Consider the following 17,468-nt stretch of genomic DNA (forward strand, 5'->3'; position numbering starts at 1 on the left):
ATATGCACGAATATTCAGGATCCGCAGTGAAGGTATCGGGGCGGCTTCGCCACCCAGCGGGAGCAAGCTCCCTCGCCACAAAGTCTGCCTGCCCGCGCGATTACTGGCGGGCGCGCAATTGCTGCTGCAGGTTCTGGATCTGCGCCTGAAGGGTATTGATATTGCGAGTGACCTGGCTGCGGAACGCATCGAACTCCGCGGTGTTGGTCGAGCCTTGAACCGGCGTCGGGCGATTGTCCTGTTCGCTTTTGAGCACCACGATCTCCTGCTCCAGACGCTCGATGGCGGCGCTCGGGTTGCCTTGCTTCTTCAGTGCAGTGATGTCGGCACCGAGGCTTTTCAGCTGGGCATCGAATTTTCCCGTGTCTGCCGGGGCACTCTTCAGTGCGGCCACGTCGCTGATCAACACTTTGACCTGGGCCTGCAACTGCGTGTTGGCGGCTTGGTGCTCAGTGCTTTGCGCGGTGATTTGCGCCAGGCGCTTGTCCAGATCGGTGGTTTGCGCCGTCATCTGCGCCAGGCGCTTGTCCAGTTCCGAGGTTTGCCCGGCCACGCCTTGTTGCTGCTGGCTCTGGTCCTGCAGCCTGCTTTCCAGCTGTTTGATCTGCAACTTCAGGGCTTCGCTGTCGCTGGTGACGTTGGTCTGGCTGGCGACGACCTTGCCGGAAATGTCCTGCAAGCGCCCCGCCGCTTCCTCACTGATCCGGGCGAAGCTTTCCTGGGTAGCCACCAGTTGCTGCTCCATCAGCGATATCTGTTGAAAGCTCCACCAGGCCAGCCCCGCGAAGGCAAAGAACAGAGCCCCGACCAAGGCCCACAATGGCCCGGTACTCGGGCCTTTGGCCTGCACTACCGGCACGGGCCGTGAGTGCACGGAAGTACGCTTGGTGACCGGAAAATCATCGTCGTCGAGGCTGTCGGCGCGCAGGCTCGGTACGTCGTCGAAGTCATCGTTGGCATCGTTACGCATGGACATTGAGTCAACCTTTGTGGAACGCGGTGATAACTGGATGCGGCGAGTATAACCTTCACTGCCGCACCGATTGACCTTCACCCCCCGGCTCGGTTCAGTGCCGCGCTGCTCAGCGAATATCCTGGGCCTTCCACCAGCCGCAGAACTCATCCAGCGCTGTCCACAGACTGACCTTGGGGTCGTAATCCAGATAATGCCGGGCACGGCTGATGTCCAGGGTGAAATTTTTGTTCATGACCTGCATGCCCAGCCGCGACAGGGTCGGTTCGGGGCGCCCCGGCCACACTTTGCAGACGCCCTCATTGAGTGCGGCGACGGTGTAGGCCAGGCCGTAGGAACGGTAGCGTGTTACTTGTGGGACTTCCATTTTGCGCATGACGTAATTGACCACGTCCCACAATGGAATCGGTGTTCCGTTGCTGATGTTGTAGGCCTTGCCCAAGGCCGAACCACTGGCCAGCAAACTGCTGAGCAACGCTTCATTAAGGTTCTGCATGCTGGTGAAATCGACCTTGTTCAGGCCGTTGCCGATTATTGCCAGACGTCCCTTGCGCTGCATGTTCAGCAAGCGCGGGAAGATGCTCATGTCACCGGCACCGGTGACGAAACGCGGACGCAGGGCCAGGGTTTCGAGACCGAACTCCTGGGCACCGAAGACCTTTTGCTCGGCCAGGTATTTGGTCGCGGCGTAAGGATGCTTGAAGCGTTTGGGCACCTGTTCTTCGGTCAACCCCAGGTGATCGCGACCATCGAAATAAATCGACGGCGACGACAAATGCACCAGCCGCCGGACCCGCTGCTTCAGGCAGGCTTCGACTACGTTTTCAGTGACCTGGACGTTGCCTTGGTGAAAGTCCTGATAACGTCCCCACAAACCGACGGCACCGGCGCAATGCACCACGGCCTCGACGTCGGAACACAGGTCGCGCGCCAGTTCAGGATCACTCAAGTCGCCCTGGATGAACTCGGCGCCGCGCCGCACCAGATGCTCCACTCCTTCGGCCCGGCGACCGTTGACCCGCACATCAAGGCCCTGCTCCAGGGCGAAACGCGCAAAACGCCCGCCGATGAAACCGCTTGCGCCGGTGACCAGAATCTTCATGTATTGCTCCGAATATTTCGTTTTGCGTATTGCGAGAGGTCTTGACGCTGCCCGTCAGTCCAACGGCACCAGCCATTGTTTCGACGCGCGCACCAATTGATCGGTAAGAAGCCCCAGCAATTGACCGCCATTGCGCCAATGATGCCAGTACAGCGGCACGTCGATCGGTTTATCTGGCAAAAGCTCCAGCAACACACCGCGCTCCAGCTGTTCACGAACCTGCAATTCGGGCACCAGCCCCCAGCCGAGGCCCGCTTCGGTGAGACGGATAAAGCCTTCAGAGGACGGGCATAAATGGTGTTCGAATCCGCCATCGACGCCGAGAGACGCCAGGTATCGATGCTGCAGGAAATCATCCGGGCCAAACACCAGCGCGGGTGTTCGAGCCAACTGATCGGCGCGCACACCTTGAGGAAAATGCCGCGCAATAAACGCCGGGCTGGCCAACGCCCGGTAGCGCATCGCCCCCAGCAATACGCTACGGGCGCCCGCCACCGGCCGCTCGCTGGCACAGAGGCATGCAGCCACTTCACCGGCGCGCATGCGTTTAAGGCCCACGGTCTGGTCTTCAACCACCAGATCCATCAACAGATGTTGCTCCGCGCAAAAATCCCCCACGGCCTGCGCCCACCAAGTGGCCAGGCTATCGGCATTGAGGGCGATACGCAGGCGCTCCGGCAGGCCTTCTTCGTCCAGCGCCGGCACCAGGCTCTGCAAATCGCGCTCTAGCAAACGCACCTGCTGCACATGGTTAAGCAGACGCCGGCCGATTTCCGTCGGCGATGGCGGCGTGCCCCGCACCAGCACCGGTTGACCCACTCGCGCTTCGAGCAATTTGATGCGCTGGGAGATGGCCGATTGCGACAACCCCAGCACCTGGGCAGCGCGCTCGAACCCGGCCTGCTCGACCACGGCGGCCAGAGCCGAAAGCAATTTATAGTCGAACATCAGTTTTCCTAATGAGCGATCAGCAAGATTGGTTTTTCTTATACAGCCTGAGACCGGAGAATGACCAGCAAGAACACTTGAACAAGGAACATCCCCATGGCTGGCGAAACTTCACTGGCAACGCTGCTGCGCAGCATGAGCCCGCAACTCAATGCCGGCGAGTACGTGTTCTGCACCTTGCATGACGGTCAATTGCCGGCAGGCCTGGACATCATCGGCAGCTTTCGTGAGCAGGAAGGTCTGACCGTGATTCTCGAACGTTCCCGCGCCGAGCAGGCCGGTTTCGCTTTCGATTACGTCGCGGCCTGGATCACCCTCAATGTGCATTCAGCCCTCGAAGCCGTCGGCCTGACCGCAGCATTCGCCACGGCACTGGGCCAGGCCGGCATCAGTTGCAACGTGATCGCCGGCTATTACCACGACCATTTGTTCGTCGGCCAGGCCGATGCCGAACGCGCCATGCAAGTGCTGCGTGATCTGGCAGCCAACGCGGAGTAATCATTATGTGGCAAAGCTATGTGAACGGCCTGCTGGTGGCCTTCGGACTGATCATGGCGATCGGTACCCAGAATGCGTTTGTGCTGGCCCAAAGCCTGCGTCGGGAACACCACCTGCCGGTGGCGGCACTCTGTGTGGCCTGCGACGCATTATTGGTGGCCGCCGGGGTTTTCGGCCTGGCGACGGTACTGGCGCAAAACCCGACCTTGCTGGCCGTCGCCCGCTGGGGTGGCGCGGCGTTTCTGGTGTGGTATGGCAGCCAGGCGTTGCGTCGGGCCTGCTCGAAACAAAGCCTGCAACAGGGTGAAAACCAGACCGTGCGCTCGCTGCGGGCGGTCATGCTCAGCGCGCTGGCGGTGACCCTGCTCAACCCGCACGTCTACCTGGATACCGTGTTGCTGATCGGCTCCCTCGGCGCCCAGCAGACAGAGCCCGGCGCCTATGTGGTGGGGGCGGCTAGTGCCTCGTTGCTGTGGTTTTTCACCCTGGCGCTCGGCGCGGCATGGTTGGCGCCCTGGCTGGCTCGCCCCAGTACCTGGCGTATTCTTGACCTGTTGGTGGCCGTGATGATGTTTGCCGTAGCGCTGCAACTGATTACCGCCGGGTGATTTATTCCAAACAGCTCTGGAACCTCTATTCCACACAGTTGTTGCGTGGTTATGCCGCACCCCCGGTGCTATGATCCGAGACCTGCGCCGCAAAGAGTACAAACTCCCCGGCGCTAGTCTGGCCGCCCGTGATCGGCCTTGCGCTCACCGCACCTGACCTGATTAGGAGATCCACCATGGCTTTCGAATTGCCGCCACTGCCTTACGCACACGATGCACTGCAGCCGCACATTTCCAAGGAAACTCTGGAATACCACCACGACAAGCACCACAACACCTACGTCGTGAACCTGAACAACCTGGTGCCAGGCACCGAGTTCGAAGGCAAGACCCTGGAAGAAATCGTCAAGTCTTCCTCGGGCGGTATCTTCAACAACGCCGCTCAGGTCTGGAACCACACTTTCTACTGGAACTGCCTGGCACCAAACGCCGGCGGTCAACCAACCGGCGCTCTGGCTGAAGCCATCAACGCTGCTTTCGGTTCGTTCGACAAGTTCAAGGAAGAATTCAGCAAGACTTCCATCGGCACCTTCGGTTCCGGTTGGGGCTGGCTGGTGAAAAAGGCTGACGGTTCCCTGGCCCTGGCCAGCACCATCGGCGCCGGCAACCCGCTGACCAACGGCGACACCCCGCTGCTGACCTGCGACGTCTGGGAACACGCTTACTACATCGACTACCGCAACCTGCGTCCGAAGTACGTCGAAGCGTTCTGGAACCTGGTCAACTGGAAATTCGTAGCTGAGCAGTTCGAAGGCAAAACCTTCACCGCTTAAGCTTGATGCCCAGTCAAAAAACCCGGCTTTTTAGCCGGGTTTTTTTATGGGGCACAGGTGAGCCACGCAGCGATGGGGCCGTCTTCGCTGGCAAGCCAGCGCCTCCAGAGAAACCAGCGTTTGCACCCTTGCTCCAGCGCCACAGCCGTCTAACATCAACAAGAAGGAAAATATCTCGCCCCCCTCCCTCAAGTTGAAGGACTCGACAACCGAAACAGTACTCATCGGGCAGTAACTCCAGCAACAGCATTTCGGTCAAGCTGCAGGCAAAATTCCGCAAGGTGAATTGTCCCTTTGACTGCCATCGCGGGATTGCCAATACTCATGGCAACTTGATGCTACCCGCACGGAACAAGGAATAACCCTTTGAAGCTGGAACTCAAGAACAGCTTGTCGGTGAAGTTGCTCCGGGTCGTGCTCCTGTCGGCATTGATCGTCGGCGTGGTCTTGAGCTGCGCGCAGATCGTTTTCGATGCTTATAAAACACGCCAGGCCGTCGCAGCCGATGCCCAACGCATCCTCGACATGTTCCGCGACCCTTCGACCCAGGCCGTCTACAGCCTGGACCGGGAGATGGGCATGCAGGTTATCGAGGGACTGTTTCAGGATGATGCCGTGCGCCAGGCCTCCATCGGCCATCCCAACGAAGCCATGCTCGCGCAAAAATCACGGGAGTTGCAGCACTCCAGGAGCCGTTGGCTGACCGATCTGATCCTGGGCAAGGAGCGCACCTACACCACCCAACTGGTGGGTCGCGGCCCCTACAGCGAGTATTACGGCGACCTGAGCATCACCCTCGACACCGCCACCTACGGGCAAGGTTTCATCGTCAGTTCGGTGATCATCTTCATTTCCGGCGTGTTGCGCGCCCTGGCGATGGGCCTGGTGCTGTACCTGGTCTATCACTGGCTGCTGACCAAACCCTTGTCGCGGATTATCGAGCACCTGACCGAAATCAATCCGGACCGCCCCAGCGAACACAAGATCCCGCAGCTCAAGGGCCACGAGAAAAACGAACTGGGTATCTGGATCAATACCGCCAACCAGTTGCTGGAATCCATTGAGCGCAACACCCACTTGCGCCACGAGGCGGAAAACAGCCTGCTGCGCATGGCCCAGTACGATTTCCTCACCGGCCTGCCCAACCGCCAGCAATTGCAAACGCAACTGGACAAGATCCTCGTCGACGCCGGCAAATTACAGCGGCGGGTCGCCGTACTGTGCGTCGGTCTGGATGATTTCAAGGGCATCAACGAACAGTTCAGCTACCAGACCGGCGACCAGTTGCTGCTGGCCCTTGCCGATCGTCTGCGGGGACACAGCGGTCGCCTCGGCGCCCTGGCCCGTCTGGGCGGCGACCAGTTCGCCCTGGTCCAGGCCGATATCGAACAACCCTACGAAGCCGCGGAACTGGCGCAAAGCATCCTCGACGACCTGGAAGCGGCGTTTGCCCTTGATCATCAGGAAATCCGCCTGCGCGCCACCATCGGCATCACCCTCTTCCCCGAAGATGGCGACAGCACCGAGAAACTGCTGCAAAAGGCCGAGCAGACCATGACCCTGGCCAAGACCCGCTCGCGCAATCGCTATCAGTTCTATATCGCCAGCGTCGACACCGAGATGCGGCGCCGTCGCGAACTGGAGAAAGACTTGCGCGACGCCCTCATCCGCGGGCAGTTCTACCTCGTCTATCAACCGCAAATCAGCTATCGCGATCACCGGGTAGTGGGCGTGGAAGCGTTGATTCGCTGGCAGCATCCCGAGCACGGGCTGGTTCCACCCGACTTGTTCATTCCGCTGGCCGAACAGAACGGCACCATCATCGCCATCGGCGAGTGGGTGCTGGATCAGGCCTGCAAACAACTGCGCGACTGGCATGACCAGGGGTTCAGCGAGCTGCGCATGGCGGTGAACCTGTCCACCGTGCAACTGCACCACGCCGAGCTGCCGCGGGTGGTCAACAACCTCCTGCAAATGTACCGCCTGCCACCGCGCAGCCTGGAGCTGGAAGTCACCGAAACCGGCCTGATGGAAGACATCAGCACCGCCGCCCAGCACTTGCTCAGCCTGCGCCGTTCCGGCGCGCTGATTGCGATCGATGACTTCGGAACCGGTTATTCATCGCTGAGCTATCTGAAAAGCCTGCCCCTGGACAAGATCAAGATCGACAAGAGCTTCGTTCAGGACCTGCTCGATGACGACGACGATGCAACCATCGTTCGCGCCATCATCCAGTTAGGCAAGAGCCTGGGCATGCAGGTGATTGCCGAAGGCGTGGAAACCGCCGAACAGGAGGCTTACATCATTTCCGAAGGCTGCCACGAAGGTCAGGGTTATCACTACAGCAAACCGCTGCCGGCGCGGGAACTGGGCGCTTACTTGAAACAGGCCCAGCGCAGCAACGCCGCTATCTTGTGATCGGGTATCAAACGCGCCTCGCTCACCACGTTAGGCGCGAGCTTGCGATGGACGTCAACGATGACGCGGGCTGTCTGAAAGAATGCAATGCCTGGACGCTGATCGTGAGCAAGCTGACTCCTGCAGGGTGGAGTGTGCTCCGGTGCGAATAAGAAATATTTTCAAGAACGACCTTTACACATAATGCGAAAGATTTGCATTATGTCGCAGTTTTGCGCGCCGGGCGCGCCCTACCACCCCCCTTTCGAAGCAGGATGTTCGCCATGATTCGTATGCCTCTGGCTACCGCCAGTCTGTTGGCCATCGCAATTTCCCTCGCCGGTTGCGGTGAAGGCAAAGACAAGGAAAAAACTGCTGCCCCCGCGCCGGCTTCCAGCACTGCCGTCGCGCCGGCCGCTGTGGGCAACGTCGACGAAGCCGCGGCCAAAGCCGTTGTCGCGCATTACGCTGACATGGTTTTTGCTGTTTACAGCGATGCCGAATCCACCGCAAAAACCCTGCAGACCGCCGTCGACGCCTTCCTCGCCAAGCCGAATGCCGACACCCTGAAAGCGGCCAGGGCCGCCTGGGTTGCAGCCCGCGTTCCTTACCTGCAGAGCGAAGTGTTCCGCTTCGGCAATACCATCATCGACGACTGGGAAGGTCAGGTGAACGCCTGGCCACTGGACGAAGGCCTGATCGACTACGTCGACAAATCCTACGAGCATGCCCTGGGTAACCCCGGCGCCACCGCCAACATCATCGCCAACCCTGAAATTCAGATCGGTGAAGACAAGGTCGACGTGAAAGACATCACCCCGGAAAAACTCGCCAGCCTGAACGAGTTGGGCGGTTCCGAAGCGAACGTCGCCACCGGCTACCACGCCATCGAATTCCTGCTCTGGGGCCAGGACTTGAACGGCACCGGCCCTGGCGCCGGCAACCGTCCTGCCTCGGATTACCTGGAGGGCGCCGGTGCCACTGGCGGCCACAACGATCGTCGTCGCGCCTACCTCAAAGCCGTGACCCAACTGCTGGTCAGCGACCTTGAAGAAATGGTCGGGAACTGGAAGCCGAACGTGGCCGACAACTACCGCGCCACCCTGGAAGCGGAACCGGCTGAAACCGGCCTGCGTAAAATGCTGTTCGGCATGGGCAGCCTGTCCCTGGGCGAACTGGCGGGCGAGCGCATGAAGGTTTCCCTGGAAGCCAACTCCCCTGAAGACGAGCAGGATTGCTTCAGCGACAACACCCATAACTCGCACTTCTACGATGCCAAAGGTATCCGTAACGTTTACCTGGGCGAGTACACCCGCACCGACGGCACCAAAATGACCGGCGCCAGCCTGTCGTCCCTGGTGGCCAAGGCCGACCCCGCCGCCGACGCCGCACTGAAAGCCGACCTGGCCGCCACCGAAGCCAAGATCCAGATCATGGTTGATCACGCCAACAAGGGTGAGCACTACGATCAGTTGATCGCGGCCGGTAACACCGCTGGCAACCAGATCGTACGTGACGCCATTGCCGCCCTGGTCAAGCAGACCGGTTCGATCGAAACCGCCGCTGGCAAACTGGGCATCAAGGATCTGAACCCGGACAACGCTGATCACGAGTTCTGATCAACGCTGGCTGCAAAAAAGGCGACCTTCGGGTCGCCTTCTTGCCTGAATTTTCAGTGATGTTGATGACCCGACTTGCCCGTGATGGCCGTGACGCGGTCTCACCCGAATCCTGCCCCACATCAAGTAAACGATAATTCCTCTTATTCAAATTCCCATCCCCTGTTAGACTTTGCGCCCTTGTTTTGCTCGTCTTGCAGGATGTCTGATGCCCCCGCTGCCTCTTCGCTTGTCCGCACTGTTCCTGGCCCTGGGCCTGAGTGCCTGCGATGACGCCCCGCGTTTTACCAAGGCCGAACCCGGTGAAGCCAGCTCGGGGGGCAGCGCTACTGTACGCAAGACCGATCAGAACGCCTTTTCCCTGCCCTCCGCCAACCTGCCACCCTCGCGGCGCGTGGACTTCAGTGTCGGTAACAGTTTCTTCCGCAGCCCCTGGGTGATCGCCCCGTCGACCACCACCGCCCGTGACGGCCTCGGCCCGCTGTTCAACACCAATGCCTGCCAGGGCTGCCATATCAAGGATGGCCGCGGCCACCCGCCGGGGCCCGATGCGCCGAATGCCGTGTCGATGCTGGTACGCCTGTCGATCCCCGATGCCCCGGCCTACGCCAAAATCATCGAGCAACAGGGTGTCGTGCCGGAGCCGGTGTACGGCGGGCAGTTCCAGGACATGGCGATCCCCGGTGTCGCGCCGGAAGGCAAGGTACGTGTCGATTACACGCCCGTACCGATTCGCTTCAACGACGGCACCGAAATCGAGCTGCGCAAGCCGAGCCTGAGCATCACTCAATTGGGCTACGGCCCGATGCACCCTGACACCCGTTTCTCGGCCCGCGTCGCGCCGCCGATGATCGGCCTGGGCTTGCTGGAGGCGATTCCCGAAGAGGCCATCCTGGCCAATGCCGCTGCTCAGGCCAGGGACAACAACGGCATCGCCGGACGCCCGAACCGGGTATGGGATGACGCGCAACGCCAAACCGTCCTCGGGCGGTTTGGCTGGAAGGCCGGGCAACCGAATCTCAATCAGCAGAACGTTCATGCTTTTTCGGGGGACATGGGCCTCACGACCAGCCTGCGCCCCTTTGATGACTGCACCGATGCGCAAAGGGCCTGCAAGCAGGCGCCCAGTGGCAACGGCCCCGATGGCGAACCGGAAGTCAGCGACAACATCCTGCGCCTGGTGCTGTTCTACACCCGCAACCTTGCCGTACCGGCCCGCCGCGATGTCAGCGCACCTGACGTGCTGGCCGGCAAGAACCTGTTTTTCCAGGCCGGCTGCCAGTCTTGCCACACACCGAAATACACCACCGCCGCCAATGCCGCCGAACCTGAGCTGGCCAATCAAGTGATTCGCCCTTACAGCGACCTGCTGCTGCATGACATGGGCGAAGGTCTGGCCGACCACCGCAGTGAATTTCAGGCCGGTGGCCGCGACTGGCGCACGCCGCCGTTGTGGGGCATCGGCCTGACGCAAGCGGTCAGTGGCCACACCCAGTTCCTGCACGACGGCCGCGCCCGCAATCTGCTTGAAGCCGTGCTCTGGCATGGCGGCGAAGCCAAGGCGGCGCAGCAACAGGTTTTGACTTTCAATGCCGAGCAGCGTGCTGCGTTGCTGGCGTTTTTGAATTCCCTTTAATACGCAATCTTCCAGCGGGAGCCCGACATGTTCCGTCCCAAATTATTGTTCACCAGCCTTGCCGCGCTAGCCCTCGGCGCCTGTTCGCCACAGGACCCGCAGGCCGTCACTTCGGCGGCCATCGCCAAATCGGTGATCCTGCCGACCTACACCCGCTGGGTCGAAGCCGACCGGCAACTGGCCGTCAGCGCCCTCGCCTACTGTGAAGGCAAGGAGTCCCTGGACACCGCCCGCGCCGATTTCCTGCACGCACAAAAAGCCTGGGCCGAGCTGCAACCGCTGCTGATCGGCCCGCTGGCCGAGGGCAACCGTTCGTGGCAGGTGCAATTCTGGCCGGACAAGAAAAACCTGGTCGGCCGTCAGGTCGAGCAACTGGTCACTGCACAACCGCAGATCGACGCCGCCGCCCTGGCCCAATCCAGCGTCGTGGTGCAAGGTTTGTCGGCCTACGAATACATTCTGTTCGACAGCAAGCCGGACATGGCCAACGCCGAACAGAAGGCCAAATACTGCCCATTGCTGATCGCGATTGGCGAGCGTCAAAAACAACTGGCCGAAGAAATTCTCAAGAGCTGGAACAACACCGACGGCATGCTCGCGCAGATGAGCAAATTCCCGAACCAGCGCTATGCCGATTCCCACGAAGCCATCGCCGATCTGCTGCGTGTGCAAGTCACCGCCATCGACACCTTGAAGAAAAAGCTCGGCACGCCGATGGGCCGCCAGAGCAAAGGCGTTCCGCAACCGTTCCTGGCTGATGCCTGGCGCAGCCAGTCTTCCCTGACCGGTCTCGAAGCCAGCCTCGCTGCCGCCAAGACCGTCTGGGAAGGTGTCGATAACAAGGGTCTGCGCAGCCTGCTGCCGAGCGAGCAAAAGCCTTTGGCCGACAAGATCGACGCCGCCTACGCCGCGTCTTTGAAGCTGTTCGCCAGCACCCAGCGTTCGCTGACCGAAATGCTCGCTGACGACGCCGGTCGCCAGCAACTCAACGATCTCTATGACAGCCTCAACACCGTCCACCGCCTGCACGAAGGCGAACTGGCCAAGGCGCTGGGCATCCAACTGGGCTTCAACGCCAACGACGGTGACTGATGAGGGCGACTGCCATGCTGCGACGTCAGGCTTTGACTTTAGGTAGTTTGCTGCTCGGAGCAGTGACACTGGGCGGCTGGACGCTGTTCAAGCAAAAGGACAAAAGCCCGCTGCTGCTCTCGGCACGGGACGACACCGATGGCCAGCACTACGCCGTCGGTTATCGGCTGGACGGCACCCGGGTGTTTGCCACCCAGGTTGGCCAGCGCTGCCACGACATCATCAATCACCCGACACTGCCGATGGCGCTGTTCGTCGCCCGGCGTCCGGGCACCGAGAGCTATTTGATCGACTTGCGCGACGGCACGCTGCTGCAAACCGTGACATCGCAACCGAACCGGCACTTCTACGGTCACGCCGTGATTCACAAGAGTGGCGACTGGCTCTACGCCACCGAGAACGACACGACCGATCCCGGTCGCGGCTTGCTCGGTGTGTATAAGTTCGAAGGCGAACGGCTGGTGCATGCCGGCGAGATATCCACCCATGGTCTGGGCCCGCATCAGGTGTCGTGGATGCCCGACGGGGAAACCCTGGTGGTGGCCAACGGCGGGATTCGTACCGAGGCCGAAAGCCGCGTCGACATGAACCTCAACGCCATGGAGCCGAGCCTGGTCCTGATGCAACGGGACGGCACCCTGCTGAGCAAGGAAACCCTGGCCCAGCAAATGAACAGCGTGCGGCACCTGGCCATTGCCAGCGACGGCACCATCGTTGCCGGCCAGCAATTCATGGGGCCTGCCCACGAGTCCTCGGAGCTGCTGGCGATCAAGCGTCCGGGCCAACCGTTCGTGGCGTTCCCGGTGCCCGAGCATCAACTGCAGGCCATGGGGCATTACACCGCCAGCGTCGCGGTGCACAGTGATTTACGGCTGGTGGCCTTGACCGCGCCAAGGGGCAACCGCTTTTTCATCTGGGACCTGGACAGCGGCGAAGTACGCCTGGACGCACCTCTTCCGGATTGCGCAGGGGTTGGCGCGGTGGCCGATGGTTTTGTCGTGACCTCGGGCCAGGGTCGATGCCGGTACTACGATTGCCGCCAGACAAATCTGGTTGCAAAACCGCTGGAGCTGCCAGCGGGGCTCTGGGACAACCATCTGCATCTGATGACCTGAACATTCCCTTGCAGGAGCTGGCTTGTCGGGTCGCCCATCGCAGCGAAGGCATCAGAAAGATCGCCGCGAATCCAGCGCCCCCTTCGCCGGCAAGCCGGCTCCTACGGTTCGCCCCCCCTCTGAAACATCCATTGGAATCACCCTCTGAGTCGGGGTAAGGTTCCCGTCTGTCTCACCTGATTTTCTCCAAGGAACTGGAAATATGCTGCGTCGCCGCATGCTGATCATGTTGGGTGTTGTTCTGTTGATCGTGCTGGTCCTGGCCGGTTACAAAGCCTTCTCCATCTACACGATGATTCAAGGCTTCGCTGCGCCTAAACCACCGATCAGTGTCGCCGTGGCCACCGCCACCGAACAGCCGTGGCAGGCGCGTCTGCCGACCGTCGGCACACTCAAGGCATTACAGGGCGTGGACCTGAGTCTGGAGACCGACGGCACCGTCGTCGAGCTGCAGTTCGAGTCAGGGCAGAAGGTCAAGGCCGGCCAACCCCTGCTGCGACTCGACAGCGCGGTGGAAAGTGCCCTGCTCGAAACCGCCCAGGCCGACCTGGGGCTGGCCCAACTCGATTACGGTCGCGGTAGCCAGCTGGTAGGCAGCCAGGCCATTTCCAAAGGCGAGTTCGACCGACTCTCGGCAGTCCTGAAAAAGAGCAAAGCCACGGTCAATCAGCTCAAGGCGGCGCTGAGCAAGAAAAGCATCCTGGCACCGTTCAGCGGAACCATCGGCATACGTCAGGTCGACGTCGGCGACTATGTGGCCAGCGGCACCATGATCGCCACCCTGCAAGACCTCAGCAGCCTGTATGTCGACTTTTTCGTGCCCGAGCAGTCCGTGCCGAAAATCGCCATCGGCCAGCCGGTTGAAGTCATTGTCTCGGCTTATCCGACCCGGACCTTCCCCGGCACGATCAGTGCCATCAACCCGAAACTCGAGAACAGCACCCGCAACATGCAGGTCCGCGCGACGCTGGCCAACCCGGACGGCAAGTTGCTGCCGGGGATGTTCGCCAGTCTCCAGGTGATGCTGCCCGACCCGCAGGCGCACATTGTCGTGCCGGAAAGCGCGATTACCTACACGTTGTACGGTAACTCACTGTATGTGGTCGCCCAGAAAAAGGCCGAAGACGGCAGCGTGGAAAAGGACGACAAAGGCCAGCCGGTCCTGATCGCCGAACGGCGTTTCATCGAAACCGGCGAGCGCCGTGAGGGGCTGGTATTGATCACCAAAGGCGTGCAGAACGGCGAAAAAGTGGTTACAGCCGGCCAGATCAAACTGGACAACGGTGCGCACATCGCCATCAGCGACGACAAGACCCTAGCCGAGAAGAACAGTCAGCCGCGCGCTGACTGATCAAGGAACCCCCATGGCTTTTACCGATCCGTTCATCCGCCGCCCGGTGCTTGCCACCGTGGTCAGCCTGTTGATCGTACTGCTGGGCTTTCAGGCCTGGAGCAAGCTGCCGCTGCGCCAGTACCCGCAAATGGAAAATGCCCTGATCACCGTCACCACGGCCTATCCGGGGGCAAACGCCGAGACCATCCAGGGCTACATCACCCAACCGATGCAACAGAGCCTGGCCAGCGCCGAAGGCATCGACTACATGACGTCGGTCAGTCGCCAGAACTTCTCGGTGGTCTCGATTTACGCGCGCGTCGGCTCAAACAGCGATCGACTGTTCACCGAACTGCTGGCCAAGGCCAATGAGGTCAAGAACCGCTTGCCCCAGGACGCCGAAGATCCGGTCCTGAGCAAGCAGGCGGCTGACGCCTCGGCGTTGATGTACATCAGTTTCTTCAGCAAGGAGCTGAGCAACCCGCAGATCACCGATTATCTGTCGCGGGTCATCCAGCCGAAACTGGCAACCCTGCCGGGCATGGCCGAAGCCGAGATTCTCGGCAACCAGGTGTTCGCCATGCGCCTGTGGCTGGACCCGGTGAAGCTCGCCGGTTTCGGTCTGAGCGCCAGCGACGTGACCGATGCGGTGCGCAAATACAACTTTCTCTCTGCCGCCGGTGAAGTGAAAGGCGAGTACGTCGTCACCAGCATCAACGCCAACACCGAACTCAAGTCCGCCGAGGCTTTCGCCGCGATCCCGCTCAAGGTCGAAGGCGACAGCCGTGTGCTGCTCCGGGATGTGGCGCGGGTCGAGATGGGGGCGGAAAACTACGACACCATCAGCTCTTTCGGTGGCACGCCCTCGGTGTACATCGGCATCAAGGCGACACCCGGTGCCAACCCGCTGGACGTGATCAAGGAAGTGCGCAAGATCATGCCGGACCTGCAAGCCCAGCTACCGCCGAATCTCAAGGGCGAAATTGCCTACGACGCCACACTGTTCATTCAGGCCTCAATCAATGAGGTCATCAAAACCCTGTTCGAAGCGGTGCTGATCGTGATCGTGGTCGTGTTCCTGTTCCTCGGTGCACTGCGCTCGGTGGTGATCCCGGTGGTCACCATCCCGCTGTCGATGATCGGGGTGATGTTCTTCATGCAGATGATGGGGTACTCGATCAACCTGCTGACCCTGCTGGCAATGGTATTGGCCATCGGTCTGGTGGTGGATGACGCCATCGTGGTGGTGGAAAACATTCACCGCCACATCGAGGAAGGCAAGACGCCGCTGGACGCCGCCATCGAGGGCGCACGGGAAATCGCCATGCCGGTGGTCTCGATGACCATCACCCTGGCAGCGGTGTATGCGCCGATCGGCTTCCTGACCGGCCTCACCGGGGCGCTGTTCAAGGAGTTCGCGCTGACCCTCGCCGGCGCGGTGGTCATCTCCGGCGTCGTCGCCCTGACGCTGTCGCCGATGATGTGCGCCCTGCTGCTGCGCCACGATGAAAACCCCAGCGGCCTGGCCCATCGCCTGGACAGGATTTTTGAAAGCCTGAAGCGCCGTTACCAAAGCATGCTGCACGGCACGCTCAACACCCGCCCGGTGGTGCTGGTGTTCGCCGTGATCGTGCTGTGCCTGATTCCGGTGCTGCTCAAGTTCACCAAATCGGAACTGGCACCGGATGAAGACCAGGGCATCATTTTCATGCTGGCCAATGCCCCGCAACCGACCAACCTTGACTACCTGAGCGCCTACACCGACGAGTTCGTCACGATCTTCAAGGCGTTTCCCGAGTACTACTCTTCGTTCCAGATCAACGGCTTCAATGGCGTGCAATCCGGGGTCGGCGGCTTCCTGCTCAAGCCGTGGAACGAGCGCCACCGGACCCAGATGCAAATTCTGCCCGAGGTCCAGGCGAAACTGGCGGGCATCGCCGGGCTGCAGGTCTTCGGTTTCAACCTGCCGTCCCTCCCCGGCACTGGCGAGGGCCTGCCCTTCCAGTTCGTCATCAACACCGCCAACGATTACGAGTTGCTGCTGCAGGTGATGGACCGGGTGAAAAAGCGCGCGATGGAGTCCGGCAAGTTCGCTTTCGTCGATGTCGACCTGGCCTTCGACAAGCCAGAGGTCGTCGTGGATATCGATCGCGCCAAGGCGGCCCAGATGGGCGTGTCGATGCAGGACCTGGGCGGCACACTGGCCACCTTGCTGGGTGAAGCGGAAATCAACCGGTTCACCATCGAGGGTCGCAGCTACAAAGTCATTGCCCAGGTCGAACGAGCATTTCGCGATAACCCTGATTGGCTGAACAACTATTACGTCAAGAACAGCAAGGGTGAACTGCTGGCTCTGTCGACCCTGATCAGCGTGACTGATCGAGCGCGCCCTCGGCAATTGAACCAGTTCCAGCAACTCAACTCGGCCATTCTTTCCGGAGTGCCGCTGGTCAGCATGGGCGAAGCCATTGATGCCGTGCGCCAGATCGCCCGGGAAGAAGCCCCGGCGGGATTTGCCGTCGACTATGCCGGCGCATCGCGCCAATACGTGCAGGAAGGCAGTGCGCTGTGGGTCACCTTTGCCTTGGCATTGGCGATCATTTTCCTGGTGCTGGCCGCCCAGTTCGAAAGCTTCCGCGACCCGTTGGTGATTCTGGTCACGGTGCCGCTGTCGATCTGCGGCGCGTTGCTTCCGCTATTCCTCGGCTGGTCGAGCATGAACATCTACACCCAGGTCGGCCTGGTGACACTGATCGGTCTGATCAGCAAGCACGGGATCCTGATCGTCGAGTTCGCCAACCAGTTGCGCAAGGATAAAGGCCTGACACCCCGCGAGGCCGTAGAGGAAGCCGCAGCCATTCGTCTGCGCCCGGTGCTGATGACGACCGCCGCCATGGTTTTCGGCATGGTGCCGTTGATCATCGCCACGGGCGCGGGCGCAGTCAGCCGCTTCGATATCGGTACGGTGATCGCAACGGGGATGTCCATCGGAACGCTGTTTACGCTGTTTGTGTTGCCTTGCGTGTACACCTTGCTGGCTAAAACCGACAAGCGCTGATGCGAACGGTCGTTCCAACGCTCGGTGCGGGAACAGCAAAAAAAAGGCCTCGCACTTGCGAGGCCTTTTACCTGGGCTTCATTCTGTTCAACTTTGCGGCTTCAATCCCTGAGAGAGTCCGAACATGAACAGCAATAAATCATGGTCGGGATGGGTTGCCACGGATGCCTTGGCAACTCGCGGCAACGGACAATGGTCGTCACCGTGTACCGAGCTGAGAACTTGCATGCGGGGCTGCTCCCAGGCCGCCACCGCCAGTGAAGCGACTGCCAAGGCTCCCAGCAGAAACAAACCTCGCGCAACTTCGAGTTTCATC

At 60.8% G+C, this 17,468-nt stretch carries 14 protein-coding genes; 10 read left to right on the plus strand and 4 right to left on the minus strand.

Going from position 1 to position 17,468, the window contains the following annotated elements:
• Positions 1-100: 100 nt before the first annotated feature.
• The 3 genes from ACGJAX_RS00395 to ACGJAX_RS00405 all read right to left on the minus strand — a co-directional run bounded on the left by ACGJAX_RS00395 (position 101) and on the right by ACGJAX_RS00405 (position 3,023).
• Positions 101-976, minus strand: a complete 876-nt coding sequence (locus tag ACGJAX_RS00395) for an ATPase (protein WP_247257371.1) — start codon at positions 974-976, stop codon at positions 101-103.
• A gap of 106 nt (positions 977-1,082) precedes the next feature.
• A complete protein-coding gene (locus ACGJAX_RS00400; protein WP_247257372.1) occupies positions 1,083-2,075 on the minus strand; it encodes an NAD(P)-dependent oxidoreductase in 993 nt (330 codons plus the stop codon).
• A 54-nt stretch (positions 2,076-2,129) separates the two neighbouring features.
• On the minus strand, positions 2,130-3,023 hold the full coding sequence (locus tag ACGJAX_RS00405) for a LysR family transcriptional regulator ArgP (protein WP_247257373.1): 894 nt from the start codon (positions 3,021-3,023) through the stop codon (positions 2,130-2,132).
• A gap of 96 nt (positions 3,024-3,119) precedes the next feature.
• Here ACGJAX_RS00405 and ACGJAX_RS00410 point away from each other — a divergent pair, with 96 nt between their 5' ends.
• From ACGJAX_RS00410 to ACGJAX_RS00455, 10 genes are all read left to right on the plus strand, one after another.
• The gene (locus ACGJAX_RS00410; RefSeq protein WP_090324855.1) at positions 3,120-3,521 is read left to right on the plus strand and encodes an ACT domain-containing protein; all 402 of its coding nucleotides are present in this window, start codon (positions 3,120-3,122) and stop codon (positions 3,519-3,521) included.
• A 5-nt stretch (positions 3,522-3,526) separates the two neighbouring features.
• Positions 3,527-4,129, plus strand: coding sequence for a LysE/ArgO family amino acid transporter (locus ACGJAX_RS00415; protein WP_090324857.1), 603 nt, complete (start codon positions 3,527-3,529; stop codon positions 4,127-4,129).
• 176 nt (positions 4,130-4,305) lie between these two features.
• Positions 4,306-4,902, plus strand: coding sequence for a superoxide dismutase (locus ACGJAX_RS00420; protein ID WP_008156084.1), 597 nt, complete (start codon positions 4,306-4,308; stop codon positions 4,900-4,902).
• Positions 4,903-5,268: 366 nt separating this feature from the next.
• Complete coding sequence (locus ACGJAX_RS00425) at positions 5,269-7,320, plus strand: bifunctional diguanylate cyclase/phosphodiesterase (protein ID WP_090324858.1); 2,052 nt, start codon at positions 5,269-5,271, stop codon at positions 7,318-7,320.
• Positions 7,321-7,583: 263 nt separating this feature from the next.
• Positions 7,584-8,918, plus strand: a complete 1,335-nt coding sequence (locus tag ACGJAX_RS00430; protein WP_390957162.1) for an imelysin family protein — start codon at positions 7,584-7,586, stop codon at positions 8,916-8,918.
• Between the two features lie 208 nt (positions 8,919-9,126).
• On the plus strand, positions 9,127-10,554 hold the full coding sequence (locus tag ACGJAX_RS00435; protein ID WP_390957163.1) for a di-heme oxidoredictase family protein: 1,428 nt from the start codon (positions 9,127-9,129) through the stop codon (positions 10,552-10,554).
• A gap of 27 nt (positions 10,555-10,581) precedes the next feature.
• Positions 10,582-11,646 (plus strand): imelysin family protein, encoded by a 1,065-nt coding sequence (locus ACGJAX_RS00440; protein WP_390957164.1) that lies wholly within the window; start codon positions 10,582-10,584, stop codon positions 11,644-11,646.
• Positions 11,647-11,660: 14 nt separating this feature from the next.
• Complete coding sequence (locus ACGJAX_RS00445) at positions 11,661-12,761, plus strand: DUF1513 domain-containing protein (protein WP_390957165.1); 1,101 nt, start codon at positions 11,661-11,663, stop codon at positions 12,759-12,761.
• Positions 12,762-12,963: 202 nt separating this feature from the next.
• Entirely contained in the window at positions 12,964-14,112 is a 1,149-nt protein-coding gene (locus tag ACGJAX_RS00450; protein WP_390957166.1) for an efflux RND transporter periplasmic adaptor subunit, read from the plus strand.
• 13 nt (positions 14,113-14,125) lie between these two features.
• Positions 14,126-17,152: a multidrug efflux RND transporter permease subunit gene (locus ACGJAX_RS00455; RefSeq protein ID WP_390957167.1), complete on the plus strand. Its 3,027-nt coding sequence runs from the start codon at positions 14,126-14,128 to the stop codon at positions 17,150-17,152.
• A gap of 87 nt (positions 17,153-17,239) precedes the next feature.
• Here the strand turns inward: ACGJAX_RS00455 and ACGJAX_RS00460 are convergent, their stop codons facing one another.
• Complete coding sequence (locus ACGJAX_RS00460; RefSeq protein ID WP_090324868.1) at positions 17,240-17,467, minus strand: hypothetical protein; 228 nt, start codon at positions 17,465-17,467, stop codon at positions 17,240-17,242.
• Between the last annotated feature and the right edge of the window lies 1 nt (position 17,468).

The organism is Pseudomonas moorei (genome assembly GCF_042846945.1).
GTDB lineage: Bacteria > Pseudomonadota > Gammaproteobacteria > Pseudomonadales > Pseudomonadaceae > Aquipseudomonas > Aquipseudomonas moorei.